16 protein-coding genes and 1 other annotated feature (1 of these 17 running past the window's edge) are annotated in these 17,778 nt (G+C 59.1%); of the genes, 13 read left to right on the top strand and 3 right to left on the bottom strand.

What is annotated here, in order from left to right:
* Window positions 1-26 (top strand) — a sequence feature (Trp leader region) (it extends 70 nt beyond the left edge of the window).
* Window positions 27-59: 33 nt separating this feature from the next.
* From HMPREF3140_RS13485 to trpA, 5 genes are read left to right on the top strand one after another with little or no spacing between them, the layout of a single operon-like run.
* Window positions 60-1,622 (top strand): anthranilate synthase component 1, encoded by a 1,563-nt coding sequence (locus HMPREF3140_RS13485; protein WP_004176488.1) that lies wholly within the window; start codon window positions 60-62, stop codon window positions 1,620-1,622.
* Complete coding sequence (trpD, locus tag HMPREF3140_RS13480; protein WP_004148109.1) at window positions 1,622-3,217, top strand: bifunctional anthranilate synthase glutamate amidotransferase component TrpG/anthranilate phosphoribosyltransferase TrpD; 1,596 nt, start codon at window positions 1,622-1,624, stop codon at window positions 3,215-3,217. Before HMPREF3140_RS13485 ends, trpD begins: the two co-directional genes overlap by 1 nt.
* A 3-nt stretch (window positions 3,218-3,220) precedes the next feature.
* Window positions 3,221-4,579, top strand: coding sequence for a bifunctional indole-3-glycerol-phosphate synthase TrpC/phosphoribosylanthranilate isomerase TrpF (gene trpCF / locus HMPREF3140_RS13475; RefSeq protein WP_014907770.1), 1,359 nt, complete (start codon window positions 3,221-3,223; stop codon window positions 4,577-4,579).
* Between the two features lie 9 nt (window positions 4,580-4,588).
* Entirely contained in the window at window positions 4,589-5,782 is a 1,194-nt protein-coding gene (gene trpB / locus HMPREF3140_RS13470; protein ID WP_002901730.1) for a tryptophan synthase subunit beta, read from the top strand.
* Window positions 5,782-6,591: a tryptophan synthase subunit alpha gene (gene trpA, locus HMPREF3140_RS13465; RefSeq protein ID WP_002901728.1), complete on the top strand. Its 810-nt coding sequence runs from the start codon at window positions 5,782-5,784 to the stop codon at window positions 6,589-6,591. Before trpB ends, trpA begins: the two co-directional genes overlap by 1 nt.
* Window positions 6,592-6,594: 3 nt before the next feature.
* On the opposite strand, the gene HMPREF3140_RS13460 is transcribed toward trpA, so the two are convergent.
* The gene (locus HMPREF3140_RS13460) at window positions 6,595-7,077 is read right to left on the bottom strand and encodes a MarR family winged helix-turn-helix transcriptional regulator (RefSeq protein ID WP_023279917.1); all 483 of its coding nucleotides are present in this window, start codon (window positions 7,075-7,077) and stop codon (window positions 6,595-6,597) included.
* 74 nt (window positions 7,078-7,151) lie between these two features.
* Here HMPREF3140_RS13460 and HMPREF3140_RS13455 point away from each other — a divergent pair, with 74 nt between their 5' ends.
* Window positions 7,152-8,099, top strand: a complete 948-nt coding sequence (locus HMPREF3140_RS13455; protein ID WP_023279916.1) for a quinone oxidoreductase family protein — start codon at window positions 7,152-7,154, stop codon at window positions 8,097-8,099.
* 35 nt (window positions 8,100-8,134) lie between these two features.
* Here HMPREF3140_RS13455 and HMPREF3140_RS29125 read toward each other — a convergent pair whose 3' ends face one another.
* Window positions 8,135-8,407 (bottom strand): hypothetical protein, encoded by a 273-nt coding sequence (locus HMPREF3140_RS29125; RefSeq protein ID WP_004163829.1) that lies wholly within the window; start codon window positions 8,405-8,407, stop codon window positions 8,135-8,137.
* Between the two features lie 118 nt (window positions 8,408-8,525).
* On the opposite strand from HMPREF3140_RS29125, the gene HMPREF3140_RS13445 reads away from it, so the two are divergent.
* The 3 genes from HMPREF3140_RS13445 to ybiX all read left to right on the top strand — a co-directional run bounded on the left by HMPREF3140_RS13445 (window position 8,526) and on the right by ybiX (window position 12,554).
* Window positions 8,526-9,233 carry an SDR family NAD(P)-dependent oxidoreductase gene (locus HMPREF3140_RS13445; protein WP_004183694.1) on the top strand — a complete coding sequence of 236 codons (708 nt, stop codon included), beginning with the start codon at window positions 8,526-8,528 and terminating at the stop codon, window positions 9,231-9,233.
* Between the two features lie 309 nt (window positions 9,234-9,542).
* Window positions 9,543-11,828: a catecholate siderophore receptor Fiu gene (locus tag HMPREF3140_RS13440; protein WP_032411350.1), complete on the top strand. Its 2,286-nt coding sequence runs from the start codon at window positions 9,543-9,545 to the stop codon at window positions 11,826-11,828.
* Between the two features lie 48 nt (window positions 11,829-11,876).
* Window positions 11,877-12,554: a PKHD-type hydroxylase YbiX gene (gene ybiX, locus HMPREF3140_RS13435; RefSeq protein WP_004140326.1), complete on the top strand. Its 678-nt coding sequence runs from the start codon at window positions 11,877-11,879 to the stop codon at window positions 12,552-12,554.
* An 84-nt stretch (window positions 12,555-12,638) separates the two neighbouring features.
* Here the strand turns inward: ybiX and ompW are convergent, their stop codons facing one another.
* Window positions 12,639-13,277 carry an outer membrane protein OmpW gene (gene ompW, locus HMPREF3140_RS13430; RefSeq protein ID WP_002901634.1) on the bottom strand — a complete coding sequence of 213 codons (639 nt, stop codon included), beginning with the start codon at window positions 13,275-13,277 and terminating at the stop codon, window positions 12,639-12,641.
* Window positions 13,278-13,546: 269 nt separating this feature from the next.
* On the opposite strand from ompW, the gene HMPREF3140_RS13425 reads away from it, so the two are divergent.
* From HMPREF3140_RS13425 to HMPREF3140_RS13410, 4 genes are all read left to right on the top strand, one after another.
* Entirely contained in the window at window positions 13,547-13,960 is a 414-nt protein-coding gene (locus HMPREF3140_RS13425; protein ID WP_002901633.1) for a YkgJ family cysteine cluster protein, read from the top strand.
* 25 nt (window positions 13,961-13,985) lie between these two features.
* A complete protein-coding gene (locus HMPREF3140_RS13420) occupies window positions 13,986-14,729 on the top strand; it encodes a YciC family protein (protein WP_002901632.1) in 744 nt (247 codons plus the stop codon).
* A gap of 54 nt (window positions 14,730-14,783) precedes the next feature.
* Window positions 14,784-15,323 carry a septation protein A gene (locus HMPREF3140_RS13415; RefSeq protein WP_023279914.1) on the top strand — a complete coding sequence of 180 codons (540 nt, stop codon included), beginning with the start codon at window positions 14,784-14,786 and terminating at the stop codon, window positions 15,321-15,323.
* A gap of 271 nt (window positions 15,324-15,594) precedes the next feature.
* Window positions 15,595-17,778, top strand: a complete 2,184-nt coding sequence (locus HMPREF3140_RS13410; RefSeq protein ID WP_032412986.1) for a TonB-dependent siderophore receptor — start codon at window positions 15,595-15,597, stop codon at window positions 17,776-17,778.

The raw sequence follows: 17,778 nt of genomic DNA, 5'->3' as shown, positions 1-17,778 counted from the left end.
GCCCGCCAATGAGCGGGCTTTTTATTGGACAAAAATAATACGAACAGGCGAGAACAATAATGCAAACATCCAAACCGGCACTCGAGCTTCTCACCAGCGACGCCATCTACCGGGAGAACCCGACGGCGTTATTCCACCAACTGTGCGGCGCCCGTCCGGCGACGCTGCTGCTGGAATCCGCTGACATCGACAGCAAAGATGACTTAAAAAGCCTGCTGCTGGTCGATAGCGCGCTGCGCATTACGGCCCTTGGTGACACTGTCACTATTCAGGCCCTCTCCGCCAACGGCGCGGCGCTGCTGGAATTACTGGACGGCGCGCTGCCCTCCGGGATCAACAATCAGCGCCAGCCCAACGGCCGCATCCTGACCTTCCCGGCCGTCAGCGCCCTGCTCGATGAAGACGCCCGTCTCTGCTCACTGTCGGTGTTTGACGCCTTCCGTCTCCTGCAGGAGCTGGTGAGCGTTCCGGACAACGAGCGCGAAGCGATGTTCTTCGGCGGCCTGTTCGCCTATGACCTGGTGGCCGGTTTTGAAGATCTTCCCCAGTTGCAAAGCGACACCGCCTGCCCGGACTACTGCTTCTATCTGGCGGAAACCCTGCTGGTCATCGACCATCAGACCAAGCATACCCGCATTCAGGCCAGCCTGTTCACCCCGCTGGAGAGTGAAAAACAGCGCCTGGAGCAGCGCCTGAGCCAGCTGCGTCAGCAGCTGAACGAGCCGCCGGCGCCGCTACCGGTTACCACCGTGGCCGAAATGCGCTGCGACGTTGACCAGAGCGATGAAGAGTACGGCGCGGTGGTGCGCAAAATGCAGCGCGCGATCCGCGCCGGGGAAATCTTCCAGGTGGTTCCTTCCCGCCGCTTCTCTCTGCCCTGCCCATCGCCGCTGGCCGCTTATGATGTGCTGAAGAAGAGCAACCCCAGCCCGTACATGTTCTTTATGCAGGACAATGATTTCACGCTGTTCGGCGCCTCGCCGGAAAGCTCGCTGAAGTATGATGCCGTCAGCCGTCAGATTGAGATCTACCCCATCGCCGGCACCCGGCCACGCGGCCGCCGCGCCGACGGCTCGCTGGATCGCGACCTCGACAGCCGCATCGAGCTGGAAATGCGCACCGATCATAAAGAGCTTTCCGAACACCTGATGCTGGTGGACCTGGCGCGTAATGACCTGGCGCGCATCTGCACCCCGGGCAGCCGCTATGTCGCTGATTTAACCAAGGTTGACCGCTACTCCTTCGTGATGCATCTGGTCTCCCGTGTAGTAGGCGAATTGCGTCAGGATCTCGACGTCCTCCACGCCTATCGCGCCTGCATGAATATGGGCACCCTCAGCGGCGCGCCGAAGGTCCGCGCCATGCAGCTGATTGCCGCCGCCGAAGGTAAACGCCGCGGCAGCTACGGCGGCGCGGTGGGCTATTTCACCGCCCACGGCGACCTCGACACCTGCATCGTCATCCGTTCCGCCTACGTGCAGGAAGGTATCGCTACCGTCCAGGCCGGAGCCGGCATTGTGCTCGACTCGGTTCCCCAGTCGGAAGCGGATGAGACCCGAAATAAAGCCCGCGCGGTGCTGCGCGCCATTGCCCAGGCCCATCACGCGAAGGAGATTTTCTGATGGCTGACATTCTGCTGCTCGATAATATCGATTCCTTTACCTATAACCTGGCAGACCAGCTGCGCGCCAACGGCCATAACGTAGTGATTTATCGCAACTCCGTTCCGGCGCAGGCGCTGATTGAGCGTCTGGGCACCATGGACAACCCGGTGCTGATGCTCTCCCCGGGCCCGGGTACGCCAAGCGAAGCCGGCTGCATGCCGGAGCTACTGACCCGTATGCGCGGCAAGCTGCCGATCATCGGCATCTGCCTCGGCCACCAGGCCATTGTCGAAGCCTACGGCGGCTATGTCGGCCAGGCGGGGGAGATCCTTCATGGCAAAGCCTCCAGCATTGAGCACGACGGCCAGGCGATGTTTGCCGGTCTGGCTAACCCGCTGCCGGTGGCGCGCTACCACTCGCTGGTCGGCAGCAATATTCCCGCCGGGCTGACGATTAACGCCAATTTCAACGGTATGGTGATGGCGGTGCGTCACGATGCGGATCGGGTGTGCGGCTTCCAGTTCCACCCGGAATCGATCCTCACCACCCAGGGCGCGCGACTGCTGGAGCAGACCCTGGCCTGGGCGCTGCAGAAGCTGGAGCATACCAACACCCTCCAGCCGATCCTTGAGAAACTGTACCAGGCGGAAACCCTGAGCCAGCAGGAGAGCCACCAGCTGTTCTCCGCCGTCGTGCGCGGCGAAGTGAAGCCTGAGCAACTGGCCGCCGCGCTGGTCAGCATGAAAGTGCGCGGCGAGCAGCCGCAGGAAATTGCCGGCGCCGCTACCGCGCTGCTGGAAAACGCCGCGCCGTTCCCGCGCCCGGACTACCTGTTTGCCGACATCGTTGGCACCGGTGGCGACGGCAGCAACAGCATCAATATCTCCACCGCCAGCGCCTTTGTCGCTGCGGCCTGCGGGTTAAAAGTGGCGAAACACGGCAACCGCAGCGTCTCCAGTAAATCAGGCTCTTCTGACCTGCTGGCGGCCTTCGGCATTAATCTCGATATGAACGCCGATAAATCCCGCGCCGCGCTTGATGAGCTGGGCGTCTGCTTCCTGTTCGCGCCGAAGTACCACACCGGTTTCCGCCACGCGATGCCGGTCCGTCAGCAGCTGAAGACCCGCACTCTGTTCAACGTGCTGGGCCCGCTGATCAACCCGGCGCATCCGCCGCTGGCGCTGATTGGCGTCTACAGCCCGGAACTGGTGCTGCCGATCGCCGAGACCCTGCGCGTGCTGGGTTATCAGCGCGCGGCGGTGGTGCACAGCGGTGGGATGGATGAAGTCTCGCTGCATGCGCCTACGGTGGTGGCCGAACTGCATAACGGGGAAATTAAAAGCTATCAGCTGACCGCCGACGACTTCGGCCTGACGCCTTACCATCAGGCGCAGCTGGCGGGCGGCACCCCGGAAGAAAACCGTGACATTCTGACGCGCTTGCTACAAGGTAAAGGTGAAGCCGCTCACGAAGCCGCCGTCGCCGCCAACGTCGCCATGTTGATGCGTTTACACGGGCATGAAGATCTGAAAGCTAACGCTCAGCAGGTACTGGATGTGCTGCACAGCGGCGCGGCCTATGACAGAGTGACCGCCTTAGCGGCAAGAGGGTAAAGAATGCAAACCGTTTTAGCAAAAATCGTTGCCGACAAAGCGATTTGGGTGGAAGCCCGCAAACAACAACAACCGTTAGCCAGTTTTCAAAATGAGATCGTTCCGACGCAGCGCAATTTCTATGACGCGCTGGCCGGCACCCGCACCGCGTTTATTCTCGAGTGCAAGAAGGCCTCACCGTCGAAGGGGTTGATTCGCGAGGATTTCGATCCGGCAGCGATCGCCAGCATCTACAAGCACTACGCCTCGGCGATCTCGGTGCTGTGTGATGAGAAATATTTCCAGGGCAGCTTCGATTTCCTGCCGATCGTCAGCCAGGTCGCGCCGCAGCCGATCCTGTGTAAGGACTTCACCATCGACCCTTACCAGATCTACCTGGCGCGCTACTATCAGGCCGACGCCTGTCTGCTGATGCTCTCGGTGCTCGACGATGAACAGTATCGTCAGCTCTCGGCGGTGGCTCACAGCCTGAATATGGGCGTGCTGACCGAAGTCAGCAATGAAGAGGAACTGGAGCGCGCCATCGCCCTGAAGGCGAAGGTGGTGGGCATTAACAACCGCGACCTGCGCGATATGTCGATTGACCTTAACCGCACCCGTCAGCTGGCGGCGCGTCTCGGCCCGGATGTCACGGTGATCAGCGAATCCGGCATCCATACCTATGCCGAAGTGCGCGAGCTGAGCCACTTCGCCAACGGCTTCCTGATCGGCTCCGCCCTGATGGAGCAGGCGGATCTGGAAGCGGCGGTTAAACGCGTGCTGCTCGGCGAGAACAAAGTGTGCGGCCTGACGCGCCCGCAGGATGCCCAGGTGGCCTGGGAGTCCGGCGCCATCTACGGTGGGCTGATCTTCGTCCCGACCTCGCCGCGGGCGGTAAATGACGCCCAGGCCAAAGCGGTGATCGCCGCTGCGCCGCTGCAGTACGTCGGCGTCTTCCGCAATGCGCCGCTGGAGGAGGTGGTCGCCCGCGCGCAGGCTCTGGGGCTGGCCGCCGTGCAGCTGCACGGTGATGAAGACCAGGCCTATATCGACGCGCTGCGCGACGCCCTCGCGGACAACGTCCGCATCTGGAAAGCGCTGAGCGTCGGCGAAACATTCCCGGCCCGTACGCTCCGCCATGTCGACAAGTACCTGCTCGACAACGGCCAGGGCGGCAGCGGCCAGCGCTTTGACTGGAGCCTGCTGCAGGGCCAGGATCTGCGCAACGTCATGCTGGCGGGCGGCCTCGGCGCCGATAACTGTGTGGAAGCGGCCAAAAGCGGCTGTGCCGGACTCGATTTCAATTCAGGCGTAGAGTCGCAACCCGGGATTAAAGACGCCAGCAAGCTGGCCTCCGTATTCCAGACGCTGCGCGCATATTAAGGAGCAATAATGAGCACTTTACTGAACCCCTACTTCGGCGAATTCGGCGGCATGTATGTGCCGCAGATCCTGATGCCCGCCCTGCGCCAGCTGGAAGAAGCCTTTGTCAGCGCGCAGAAGGACCCGGCCTTTCAGGCGGAATTCACCGACCTGCTGAAAAACTACGCCGGTCGTCCGACGGCCCTGACCAAATGCCGGAATCTGACCGAAGGCACCCGCACCACCCTGTACCTGAAACGCGAAGATCTGCTGCACGGCGGCGCGCACAAAACCAACCAGGTGCTGGGCCAGGCTCTGCTGGCCAAACGGATGGGCAAAACTGAAATTATCGCCGAGACCGGCGCCGGCCAGCACGGCGTCGCCTCAGCGCTGGCCAGCGCCCTGCTCGGCCTGAAATGCCGTATCTACATGGGCGCCAAGGACGTCGAGCGCCAGTCGCCGAACGTGTTCCGTATGCGCCTGATGGGCGCCGAGGTGATCCCGGTGCACAGCGGCTCCGCCACGCTGAAAGATGCCTGTAACGAGGCGCTGCGCGACTGGTCCGGCAGCTACGAAAAGGCGCACTATATGCTGGGCACCGCCGCCGGTCCGCACCCGTTCCCGACGATTGTGCGTGAATTCCAGCGCATGATTGGCGAAGAGACCAAAGCGCAGATCCTTGAAAAAGAGGGCCGCCTGCCGGACGCGGTGATCGCCTGCGTCGGCGGCGGATCAAACGCCATCGGCATGTTCGCTGATTTTATCGAGGAAACCAACGTCGGCCTGATCGGCGTGGAGCCCGCCGGACACGGTATCGAGAGCGGCGAGCACGGCGCGCCGCTGAAGCATGGCCGCGTTGGGATCTACTTCGGTATGAAGTCGCCGATGATGCAGACCGCCGACGGCCAGATCGAAGAGTCTTACTCCATTTCCGCCGGGCTGGACTTCCCGTCCGTTGGGCCGCAGCACGCGTTTCTGAACAGCACCGGTCGCGCTGACTATGTGTCGATCACCGACGACGAAGCGCTGGACGCGTTTAAAGCGCTTTCCCGCCACGAAGGGATTATCCCGGCGCTGGAGTCCTCTCACGCTCTGGCCCACGCGCTGAAGATGATGCGCGAGAACCCGGAAAAAGAGCAGCTGCTGGTGGTTAATCTCTCCGGCCGCGGCGACAAAGACATTTTCACCGTACATGACATCCTGAAAGCGCGAGGGGAAATCTGATGGAACGCTATGAGACGCTGTTTGCCCAACTGAAAAATCGCCAGGAAGGCGCCTTCGTCCCCTTTGTCACCCTTGGCGATCCGGGACCGGAGCAGTCGCTGAAAATTATCGATGCGCTGATCGAAGGCGGCGCCGATGCCCTTGAACTGGGGATCCCTTTCTCCGACCCGCTGGCGGACGGCCCGACCATCCAGGGCGCGGCCCTGCGCGCCTTCGCCGCGGGAGTGACCCCGGCGCAGTGCTTTGAGATGCTGGCGGCGATCCGCCAGAAGCATCCGACCATCCCAATCGGCCTGCTGATGTATGCCAACCTCGTCTTCAGCCCGGGCATCGATGCGTTCTATGCCCAGTGCGCCCGCGTCGGCGTCGACTCGGTGCTGGTGGCCGACGTGCCGGTGGAAGAGTCCGCCCCGTTCCGCCAGGCGGCGATGCGCCATAACATCGCGCCGATTTTCATCTGCCCGCCCAATGCGGATGACGACTTACTGCGCCAGATTGCCTCTTATGGCCGCGGCTACACCTATCTGCTGTCGCGCGCCGGAGTGACGGGTGCGGAAAATCGCGCCGCGCTGCCGCTGCACCACCTGGTGGAGAAGCTGGCGGAATATCACGCCGCGCCGCCGCTGCAGGGCTTTGGTATCTCCGCGCCGGAGCAGGTGAGCGCCGCTATTGACGCCGGAGCCGCCGGGGCTATCTCCGGTTCCGCCATCGTCAAAATCATCGAACGCCACCTCGATGAGCCGCAGACCATGCTCGACGAGCTGAAAGCCTTCGTCCAGAGCCTGAAGGCAGCGACCAAAACCGCCTGACCATCAGCCGCCTGGCATCGCGCCAGGCGGCGATGATTTCTGCAAACTGTCGGCGTATTTGCGCGTTAAGCGAAACAGCGCCTGCACTTCATCTTCCGGCCACTGCGCCAGCACCTGATTCATTAACCGCCGCCGCGCTACCGCAATACTGTCGATCATCTGTTGTCCGCTGGCGCTAAGCGTCACTTCGCTGATCCGTCGATCATGACGGTTCGGTTGCTTACAGGCGAGTCCCTGGGCTTCCAGTTTTTTCACCTGGCGGCTGACGGTGGTGTAATCGCGCCCTAAATGATCCGCCAGCTCAACCACCCCCACCGGGCCATGGCGCCCTACCGCCACAAGCAGCGGAAACAGCATCTGTTCCAGCTGGACGCCGGCTGCCTGCAGGATCTGCTCATCGCGCAGCGGCTGATTCATTACGCTGATGATATCCAGCAGCGCGCCGTGAAAGTCGGTAATGTCGTAGTCATTATGTGCATCTTGCATGTATTAATTTTCCGCGTATAGTGCTGCAAAACAATATGTGTATTTTACACATAATTCCCGACAGGAGATAATTTATGAAAGCAGCCGTGGTTTTTGATCTCGCAGAAGGCCCGGTTTGGGCCGATTTTATCGACCCGCAGCCCGCGCCCGGCCAGACGCTCATTGACGTCCGCGCCGCCGCGATAAGCCATGTGGTTAAGGCCCGGGCATCCGGACGCCATTACAGCTTCGACGGCAATCTGCCCTTTGTGCCTGGTATCGATGGCGTCGGCACCACACCTCAGGGCCAGCGCGTCTACTTCGCCTTCCCCACCGCCCCCTTCGGCAGTATGGCGCAGCGGGCGCCGGTCGCCCTGCAGAATTGTCTGCCGCTGCCGGATGCGCTCGATGATATCCAGGCGGCGGCAATGGCCAACCCCGGTATGTCCGCGTGGGCATCGCTGGTGACACGCGCCCAGCTTCAGGCCGGCGAAACGGTGCTGATTAATGGCGCCACCGGCAGCGCCGGTCAGTTGGCGGTACAGATTGCCCGCTATCTGGGGGCGAAAAAAATCATTGCAACCGGGCGCAATGCGCAGTCGCTCGCGGCGCTGGACGCCGATGAGTGTATTCAGTTAACCGCTGATGATAAAACCTTGAGCGGGCAATTTTCAGCGGTCAGCGCCGCGCAGATCGATGTGGTCATCGATTACCTGTGGGGACACAGCGCGGAATTATTATTGCCGGCACTGGCGAAATATACCCCTGCCGGCAGTCCGGTGCGCTATGTGCAGGTGGGTTCCCTGGCTGGCGCCGATATCGCGTTAAATGGCGCAGTGCTGCGTTCCGCCCCGCTCCTGCTGATGGGCAGCGGGATCGGTAGCCTGTCGGTATCGCAGCTGCTGGCGGCGACCGGCGAAATGCTGCAGGCGGCGGTGCCGGGGAAATTGACCGTCGCCACCACCCCGCGGCCGCTGCAGGAGATCGCGGCGGCCTGGCCACAGGACGACAGCCAGAAGCGCACGGTTTTCACCCTCGGATAAAAAATCGCTTCCGCACAAAAGATGGGGTTGATATCTTAAATGAGAAATATTATCTTTCTCATCACTGAATAGTTGAGTAAATCACTCAGGTATTCAGTACGACATTGCTCACATTGCTTCCAGTATTTTTGCCCGCACTTGTGCGGGCTTTTTTTACTCGCGACACACCTCACGCACCCGCTGCCGCAGCCAGCGGTGGCCGGGGCCTGCTCCAGACGCGGATGCCACGCCTGCGAAACCGTAATCACCTCGGTACTGACCGGCAGCGGATCGAGAGCCGCCAGCAAATTAAAATCGGGATCGTTCATTATCGCTCCAGTCGCCAGACAGGGCGTTTGCTGCAAGATATGAGTGCACTGGCGGCGTCTTCCGCCCGATCTCGGGCCTGATTATAGTGAAGACCTCCTTTCTGCAGCGAGAGACATCATGAAATCCGATCAGCACAACACTATCCTCATCGTCGGCGCCTCGCGCGGCCTTGGCCATGCTATGGCGGCGACGTTCCTGCAGCACGGCTGGGAGGTCATCGGCACCGTGCGCGATTTATCATCCCACACGCCGCTCCACGACCTGGCCAAGACGCATCCCCTGCGGCTACGCCTGGCGACGCTCGACATTCGCGATGAAGCCCAGCTGGCCGCGCTGCAGGCGACGCTTCCCCCGGCAAGCCTCGATATGCTGTTTGTCAACGCCGGTACCACCAATCGTGACCCATCGCAGACCATTGGCGACGTCTCCACCGAGGAGTTTTACCAGGTGATGCTCACCAATGCCCTGGCGCCGATGCGGGTTATCGAGCGCCTGCAGCAGGCCGTTAAACCGCAGGGGCTGCTCGGCGTGATGTCCTCTGGCCAGGGGAGCCTGACCAATAACCTTACCGGCCAGCGGGAACTCTACCGCGGGAGTAAAGCTGCGCTGAATATGTTTATGCGCAGCTTTGCCGCTCGCCCCTCCTCGGCCTCCCATCCGCTGGTGGTGATGGCCCCGGGATGGATCCGCACCGAGCTCGGCGGGGCAGATGCCCCGCTGACCATCGAAGAGACGATCCCACGCCTGGTGAACGTCCTGCTCGACAAACGGCAACGTCCGGGACTGGAGTATCTGGATTACCAGGGCCGTACCGTGCCCTGGTAATCCGTGCCGGAACAACCATCATATGGCCGCCCGGAAGTTAACCCCGCCCGGCGCGGCTTGCTACCGACCTTATTCTGCAGCACATTCCCTATATTTCCGCTTTATCGTTCAAAAAATGTGAATTATGTAAATCGAAGTGAAGAAAGTTGTTTTAAGGTCAACTTTTCTATGTAAATATTAAGGCAAATGATAACTATTCTTTTTATCATTTATAGAATCACGCCGGGTCAGCGCAAGCCAGACGACGAATAACGTCGCTTTTGCGCGGTGTGATATGTGCTCATAACAAAAAATAAGCCTGCATTTATCATGGAAAAAAACGCTTCTCTGCCTTTCGGCAGTTTCAACTCATTGGCATTGTTTACAGGTCTGTGTCTGGGAGCCTCGCCGGCAGCAGGCATCGCAGCGGAAAATTCGGTCAAAAATAGTGAAGAGACGCTGGTAGTGGAAGCCGCTCCGCCTTCACTCTACTCCCCCGGCGCTTCCGCCGATCCCAAGTTCAATAAACCGCTGGTCGATACCACCCGCACCATCACCGTGATCCCGGAACAGGTGATTAAAGATCAGGGCGTCATCAACCTGACTGACGCCCTCAAAAACGTTCCCGGCGTGGGGGCGTTTTATGCCGGGGAGAATGGCAGCTCAACCACCGGGGATGCCATCTTTATGCGCGGCGTGGATACCTCTAACAGCATCTATGTGGACGGCATTCGCGACATCGGCAGCGTGACGCGCGATACCTTCAATACCCAGCAGGTGGAAGTCATCAAAGGGCCCGCCGGCACGGACTATGGCCGCAGCGCGCCCTCCGGCTCGATCAATATGATCAGCAAGCAGCCGCGCCTTGACTCCGGGATCGACGGCTCGGCCAGCATCGGCAGCGCCTGGTCGCGCCGGGGCACTCTCGACCTGAACCAGGCGTTTAGCGACAACGCTGCGTTCCGTCTGAACCTGATGGGGGAAAAAACCCATGACGCTGGTCGGGACCGCATTGAAAACGAACGCTATGGCATCGCACCGTCGCTGGCCTTCGGCCTTGATACCCCAACTCGTCTGTATCTGAACTATCTGCACGTCCGGCAGAACAACACCCCGGATGGCGGGATCCCTACCGTCGGCCTGCCGGGCTATTCGGCGCCTTCGCCGAAGTATGCCGCACTCAACTCCGCCGGGAAGGTCGATACCAGCAATTTCTATGGCACCGACTCCGATTACGATAAATCTACTACCGACAGCGGTACCCTGCGCTTCGAACACGATCTGACGGAGAATACCACCGTGCGCAATACCACCCGCTGGTCGCGAGTGAAACAGGAGTATCTTTTGACCGCGGTGATGGGCGGCGCGAACAATATCACCGCCCCCGATATCAATGACGTCAACACCTGGAGCTGGTCGCGTCTGGTTAATACCAAAGATGTCAGCAACCGCATTCTGACCAACCAGACCAATATCACCTCGACCTTCGATACTGGCTCGATAGGCCATGACGTCAGCGCCGGCGTGGAGTTTACCCGGGAAAACCAGACCAACTATGGCGTTAACGCCAGGACCGCGCCGGCGGTGAATCTCTACCATCCGGTGAGCAACCTGTCGATTGGCGGGCTGGACAGAAACGGGGCGAACGCCAACGGCCAGACCGATACCTTCGGGATTTATGCCTTTGATACGCTGACGCTAACCGAGCGGATTGAGATCAACGGCGGGCTGCGTCTCGACAATTACCATACCAAATATGACAGCGCCACCGCCTGCGGCGGCAGCGGACGCGGGGCTATCGCCTGCCCGCCCGGACAGTCGACCGGCAGCCCGGTCACCACTGTCGATACCGCTAAATCCGGCAATCTGGTTAACTGGAAAGCCGGGGCGCTGTACCGCTTAACCGAGCAGGGCAATGTCTACGTCAACTACGCCATCTCACAGCAGCCGCCGGGAGGCAGCAGCTTCGCCCTGGCCGCCAGCGGCAGCGGCAACAGCGCTAACCGAACCGACTTTAAGCCGCAGAAGGCAAAATCCAGCGAGCTGGGCACCAAGTGGCAAATCTTCGACAACCGTCTGCTGCTCAGCGCGGCATTATTCCGCACCGATATTGAAAACGAAGTGGCCGCCAACGATGACGGAACCTGGTCGCAGTACGGCAAAAAGCGCGTGGAGGGGTATGAACTCTCCGCGACCGGAAACCTGACCCCGGACTGGACGATTATCGCCGGCTACACTCAGCAGCATGCGACAGTGACGGAGGGACAGAACGTTGCACAGGATGGATCTTCCGCCCTGGCCTACACCCCGAAACATGCCTTTACGCTGTGGACGCAGTATCAGGCCACCAGCGATCTGTCCGTCGGCGGCGGTGTGCGCTATGTCGGAAGCCTGCGCCGGGGCAGCGATGGTGCGGTCGGTACCCCGGATCACACCGAGGGCTACTGGGTTGCCGACGCCAAACTGGGCTATCGGGTCAACAGAAACCTCGATCTGCAGCTCAATATGTATAACCTGTTTGATACCGATTACGTGGCCTCCATCAACAAGAGCGGCTATCGCTATCATCCGGGCGAACCCCGGACCTTTATGCTGACGGCGAACGTCCATTTCTGAGTCTGCGCGTGGGGCCGTTGCGCCCCACCTTTTAGAGAGAACACCGCGATGATGTATCACATTCCTGACGTGCTATCGACAGACCAGGTGGCGGAATTTACCCGGCAGCTGGCGCAGGCCGAGTGGGTCGACGGGCGGGTTACGGTGGGTAGCCAGGGGGCGGCCGTCAAACAGAACCAGCAGATCGATACCCGAACGCCGCTGTATGCCCGCCTGCAGGCCGCTGTGCTCGATATGCTGCGCGGCCATCCGCAGTTTTTTTCCGCCGCGCTGCCGCGGACGATTTCCGCGCCGTTGTTTAACCGCTATGGGCCAGGGGAGACCTATGGTTTTCACGTCGATGGCGCCGTTCGCCAGAACGGCGAGGCGGGCTGGATGCGCACTGATCTGTCAGCGACGCTGTTCCTTTGCGATCCGGAGAGCTATGAGGGTGGCGAACTGGTGATTGAAGACACCTATGGCCAACATCGGGTGAAGCTCCCGGCCGGGCATCTGGTGCTCTATCCCGCCAGCAGCCTGCACTGCGTCACCCCGGTCACCCGCGGCGTCCGCCAGGCCTCTTTCCTGTGGATCCAGTCGATGGTCCGCGACGATAAGCAGCGTGCGATGCTTTACGACCTGGACCGCACCATCCAGTCTCTGAAGGCCCGCTTTGGCGACGGAGAAGAGGTCCTCTCCCTGCTCAACATGTATCACAACCTGCTGCGCCAGTGGACGGAAGTGTGATCCGCTGTTGATGACAGAGGCTTGCGGCAGACAGGTGTGACGAGACAATGAACTGGCCATCCGTTGGCCAGTTTACAGAAGAATTTAGAACCGATAGCCTGCGGAGAACATAAACACCCACGGATCCAGACGGGTGCTGACTTTCTGGTCCACGCCGCCGGCTTTGAATTTCACATCGGTATCGATATCCATGTACCACACCGACATATTCAGCAGCCAGTCGCGGTTAATCAGATAATCGAGGCCGACCTGCCCCGCCGCGCCCCAGGAGTCCTTCAGGCTCAGATCGGAAAGCCCGGCCGCCTTGCCGGTATCGTTAAAGTCTTCATTAAAGAAGGTGGTGTAGTTGATACCGGCCCCCACGTACGGGCGCACCTTGCTTTGCGCATCGCCAAAGTACCACTGCGCCATCAGGGTGGGCGGCAGCTGATGGACGGTGGCGATAGTCCCGGTTGGCCCGGTGCCGACCTTATGGCGGAACGGCGTCGCGGCAAGCAACTCCACGCCAATGTTATCGGTCGCCATATAGGTAAAGGTTAAACCCAGCTGGGTATTGTTACTGACGTTGAAACTGCCAAGGCTGCCTAACACATTGTCAGAGCCCTCCGTCGGTCGGACGGTGGCGGTCCCGGCACGAATGAAAAACTCACCCGCTTCATGCGCCCAGACGCTGCCGGTAGAAAGCGTGCCAAGAATCAATGCCGCCGCTGCTAACTTCTTCATATCCACTTCCTCATTATGGTTTTTCAGCGCGGCCAAATATACCTATAACGAGTTACGTTTGATCTGTTTTAGATCACACTAAGTCCTCAGATTTAACATTTATTGATCCAGATTAATTTTCGCTACCGATCGCAATGCCTTGAATTGTTCGCACATCAATTTTCACTTTTCGCGCAAAAATTTATTTCTGCCCCTCTTGCCGTCGCTGAGGCGGCTGGATAAGTTAACTGCCGACAATCTGTGTTGATGCGTTTTTTTCAGGTGTAATTATGAGTGAAATCAACCCGTGCATGACGTGCGGTGCCTGTTGTGCGTATTTTCGAGTCTCTTTCTACTGGGCGGAAGCCGACGATGCGGGCGGCCTGGTGCCCTCCGCGCTGACCGAACCGCTGACCCCTTTCCTGCGCTGCATGAGCGGCACCAATCAGCGCCAGAGCCGCTGCGCGGCCCTGTCTGGCGATATCGGCGACGCCGTTCACTGCACTATTTATGAAAACCGGCCTTCGCCGTGTCGCGAATTCGCCATGTCCGGGGAAAATGGCGAGGAAAACGATGCCTGCAACCGGGCGCGGGCGCGCTACGGCCTGCCACCATTGCGGCCTCTTTACAAAGATATACCTGCCCTGACCGGCGCAGAGAGTGCTACGACGGAACGATTTGCGGTACAATCGCCGGCTAGTTAACACCTGCGACACTCAAGGAGAATGCATGTCTATCACGGCGAAGTCCGTCTACCGTGACACCGGGAATTTTTTTCGTAATCAGTTCATTACTATTTTACTGATTGCGCTGTTGTGCGCGTTTATTACGGTAGTACTTGGCCATGCCTTTTCACCCAGCGACGAGCAGCTGTCGATACTCAGCGAAGGCGATAACCTCGCCGGTAGCGCCGGGCTGTTCGAGCTGGTGCAGAACATGACGCCGGAGCAGCAGCAGGTTCTGCTGCGCGCCTCGGCGGCATCAACCTTCTCGGGTCTGGTAGGTAATGCGATCCTCGTCGGCGGCGTCCTGCTGCTGATCCAGCTGGTCTCCGCCGGTCATCGCGTTAGCGCCCTGCGCGCCATCGGCGCCTCGGCGCCGGTACTGCCCAAGCTGCTGCTGCTGATCCTGTTCACCACCTTCCTGGTGCAGATGGGGATGATGCTGGTGCTGGTGCCCGGCGTGCTGCTGGCCATCGTGCTGGCCTTTGCGCCGATCATGCTGGTACAGGACAAAATGGGCATCCTCGGCGCCATGCGCAGCAGCATGCGCCTGGCGTGGGCCAATCTGCGGCTGGTGGCGCCGGCTATTATCGGTTGGCTGGTGGCGAAAACCCTGCTGTTACTGTTTGCTTCCAGCTTTGCCGCCCTGACGCCAAACGTCGGCGCGGTGGTGATTAATACCATCAGCAACCTGATTTCCGCCCTGTTGCTGATCTATTTATTCCGCGTGTATATGCTTATCCGCAGCTAATTTTAACCAGGACCGGGGCCTTCCCCGGTCCGTCCTGAAAGACGGGATCGATGTATGAAGCAGTTTCTGGATTTTTTACCGCTGGTGGTCTTCTTTGCCTTTTATAAGCTTTACGATATCTACGCCGCCACCACGGCGCTGATTGTGGCGACCGCCGTCGTGCTGATCTACAGCTGGGTGCGCTACAGGAAAGTGGAAAAAATGGCGCTGATCACCTTCGTGCTGGTGGCCGTCTTCGGCGGGTTAACCATCTTCTTCCATAATGATGAGTTTATTAAATGGAAGGTGACGGTGATCTATGCCCTGTTCGCCGGCGCGCTGCTGTTCAGCCAGTGGGTGATGAAAAAGCCGCTGATCCAGCGCATGCTGGGTAAAGAGCTGAGCCTGCCGCAGCAGGTCTGGTCGCGACTTAACCTGGCCTGGGCGCTGTTCTTTATTCTCTGCGGGCTGGCCAATATCTATATCGCCTTCTGGCTGCCGCAGAATATCTGGGTTAACTTTAAGGTCTTTGGTTTAACCGCCCTCACGCTGGTCTTTACCTTGCTGAGCGGGATCTACATCTACCGTCATATGCCGCAGGACGACCACCACTAACCCCTCCGCCGGCGCGCCATCGCGCGCCGCGCTCGCCCCCTATAAGCTTACTGCACTGGCAAACATTCCCTGCAACCACACAACCTCAGCGCATACGCTGACAGCTTCCCGGCCACACTGTGCAGGCTCTCTTCACGATTTCTCTCAACTGCATAAAAAGTTGCGGTAATTGTGAGGATTTTATGGAGATTCATCTCGTTACATTGTAATGATAATTGTTATCATTAATATTCTCGATCTCATTTTGCATTGTTTTGAAAAGGATATTTACATGAGATCGCCGCAATATTCTGTGCCCACGACCCTGGCGCTGGTCATATCCAGTCTCCTCGCCCCTAACGCCTTTGCTGAAGAATCAGAACAAGATACCGAAACGATGATTGTGCGCAGTACGGCGGAAGAGGCGCTTAAGCAACAGCCCGGGGTGTCGATTATCACGGCTGAGGATATTGCTAAGCAGCCGCCGGTCAACGATCTCTCAGACATCATCCGTAAAATGCCCGGGGTGAACTTGACCGGCAACAGCGCCAGCGGCAGTCGGGGCAACAACCGCCAGATTGATATCCGCGGCATGGGGCCGGAGAACACCCTGATCCTGATAGATGGGGTACCGGTCACGTCACGTAACGCGGTTCGCTATAGCTGGCGCGGCGAACGCGATACCCGGGGCGACAGCAACTGGGTACCTGCCGAAATGGTCGAACGGATTGAAGTTCTCCGCGGTCCGGCAGCCGCGCGCTATGGTTCCGGCGCGGCGGGCGGAGTGGTCAATATCATTACCAAACGTCCGACCAACACCTGGCACGGTTCGCTGTCTTTCTTCACCAACCAGCCGGAAAACAACAAAGAAGGCACGACCAATCGCGCTAACTTCAATCTCAGCGGCCCACTGGCCGGCGAGGCGCTGACGATGCGCCTGTATGGCAATATCAATAAAACGGAACCCGACGCCTGGGATATTAACCATGCGCAAAACGGCTCTTACGCTGCGGGGCGCGAAGGGGTCCGCAATAAAGACATTAACGCGCTACTGTCATGGAAAATGACCCCGCAACAAATTCTCGATTTCAGCTACGCCTATAGCCGTCAGGGGAATATCTATTCTGGCGATACCCAGTACAGCAACGGCAATCTTAGCCCGAACGGGCTGGTGGACTCCCTGTACGGCCACGAAACTAATCGCCTCTATCGCCAGTCCTGGGGACTGACCTACAACGGTCTATGGGATTGGGGCCAGTCCAAAGCCGGTGTTTACTACGAGAAAACCAACAATACCCGCCTGCAGGAAGGCTCTACCGGCCGCGTCGAAGGCATGATCAACAGTGAAGATTATGCCACCAGCCGTCTGGAATCCTGGCGTACTACCTCGGAATTCAATGTGCCTTTCTTCTGGCTGGCGGACCAGACGCTGACGCTGGGAATGGAATGGAACCATGATCAGCTCGACGACCCGGCATCGATGCAGGCCACTAACAGCAACGGCGAGACTATCCCTGGGACCTCGGGCGACCCTACGCAACGCAGTACCAAAAACAGCGCCACCCTCACCGGTATCTATCTGGAAGATAATATCGAAGCCGTGCCCGGCACCAACCTGATCCCCGGCATTCGCTTCGATTATCATAATCAGTTTGGCAGTAACTGGAGCCCCAGCCTCAATCTGTCCCAGGAGCTCGGCGATATGTTCACACTGAAGGCCGGTATCGCGCGCGTGTTTAAAGCGCCAAACCTCTATCAATCCAGTAAAGGCTATTTGCTCTCCACCCGCGGCAACGGTTGTCCAAACACGATCGCTGAAGGCAGCTGCTACCTGCTAGGTAACCCTGACCTCGACCCGGAGATCAGTATCAACAAAGAGATCGGTATCGAATTTAACCTTAATGGTTACGCTGCCGGGGTCACCTGGTTTCGCAACGATTACAAAAACAAAATCGTCTCCGGAACAGAGGTACTGGGCTATACCTCCAGCGGCAATAATATTTTGCAATGGCAGAACGGCGGCAAAGCCGTGGTCGAGGGGCTGGAAGGAAATCTGCTGATCCCGGTGCTGAGAGATGTCCTCAGCTGGCGGACCAATGCCACCTGGATGCTCAAATCTGAAAGTAAAGAGACAGGCAACCCGCTGTCGGTTATCCCGAAATATACCGTTAACACGATGCTCGACTGGCAGGTAAACGACGCCCTGTCTGCGAATGTGAACTGGACGCTTTATGGCCGTCAGAAGCCGCGTCAGTATGCGGAGATCCGCAACGAAACCGGGACCCTTGCCACCACCGAGGTTGGCGCCTATTCCATCGTGGGTATTGGTACTCAGTATCAGCTAAACCGGGATATTCGCCTGAATGCCGGAATAAGTAATCTATTTGATAAACAACTGTATCGCGAAAATGCCGGCGCCTCGACCTACAATGAGCCTGGCCGCGCGTATTACGCCGGCGTTACCCTCTCCTTCTGA

Origin of the sequence: Klebsiella sp. HMSC16A12 (genome assembly GCF_001808265.1) — a bacterium.
Classification (GTDB): Bacteria; Pseudomonadota; Gammaproteobacteria; order Enterobacterales; family Enterobacteriaceae; genus Klebsiella; species Klebsiella pneumoniae.
The sequence above is the reverse complement of the archived record's forward strand: the minus strand, read 5'-3'. Positions and strand labels throughout refer to the sequence as shown.

Coding starts and splice junctions, on each gene's coding strand:
- HMPREF3140_RS13485 (WP_004176488.1), top strand. CDS start 60: ATGCAAACATCCAAACCGGCACTCGAGCTTCTCACCAGCGACGCCATC.
- trpD (WP_004148109.1), top strand. CDS start 1,622: ATGGCTGACATTCTGCTGCTCGATAATATCGATTCCTTTACCTATAAC.
- trpCF (WP_014907770.1), top strand. CDS start 3,221: ATGCAAACCGTTTTAGCAAAAATCGTTGCCGACAAAGCGATTTGGGTG.
- trpB (WP_002901730.1), top strand. CDS start 4,589: ATGAGCACTTTACTGAACCCCTACTTCGGCGAATTCGGCGGCATGTAT.
- trpA (WP_002901728.1), top strand. CDS start 5,782: ATGGAACGCTATGAGACGCTGTTTGCCCAACTGAAAAATCGCCAGGAA.
- HMPREF3140_RS13460 (WP_023279917.1), bottom strand. CDS start 7,077: ATGCAAGATGCACATAATGACTACGACATTACCGACTTTCACGGCGCG.
- HMPREF3140_RS13455 (WP_023279916.1), top strand. CDS start 7,152: ATGAAAGCAGCCGTGGTTTTTGATCTCGCAGAAGGCCCGGTTTGGGCC.
- HMPREF3140_RS29125 (WP_004163829.1), bottom strand. CDS start 8,407: ATGAACGATCCCGATTTTAATTTGCTGGCGGCTCTCGATCCGCTGCCG.
- HMPREF3140_RS13445 (WP_004183694.1), top strand. CDS start 8,526: ATGAAATCCGATCAGCACAACACTATCCTCATCGTCGGCGCCTCGCGC.
- HMPREF3140_RS13440 (WP_032411350.1), top strand. CDS start 9,543: ATGGAAAAAAACGCTTCTCTGCCTTTCGGCAGTTTCAACTCATTGGCA.
- ybiX (WP_004140326.1), top strand. CDS start 11,877: ATGATGTATCACATTCCTGACGTGCTATCGACAGACCAGGTGGCGGAA.
- ompW (WP_002901634.1), bottom strand. CDS start 13,277: ATGAAGAAGTTAGCAGCGGCGGCATTGATTCTTGGCACGCTTTCTACC.
- HMPREF3140_RS13425 (WP_002901633.1), top strand. CDS start 13,547: ATGAGTGAAATCAACCCGTGCATGACGTGCGGTGCCTGTTGTGCGTAT.
- HMPREF3140_RS13420 (WP_002901632.1), top strand. CDS start 13,986: ATGTCTATCACGGCGAAGTCCGTCTACCGTGACACCGGGAATTTTTTT.
- HMPREF3140_RS13415 (WP_023279914.1), top strand. CDS start 14,784: ATGAAGCAGTTTCTGGATTTTTTACCGCTGGTGGTCTTCTTTGCCTTT.
- HMPREF3140_RS13410 (WP_032412986.1), top strand. CDS start 15,595: ATGAGATCGCCGCAATATTCTGTGCCCACGACCCTGGCGCTGGTCATA.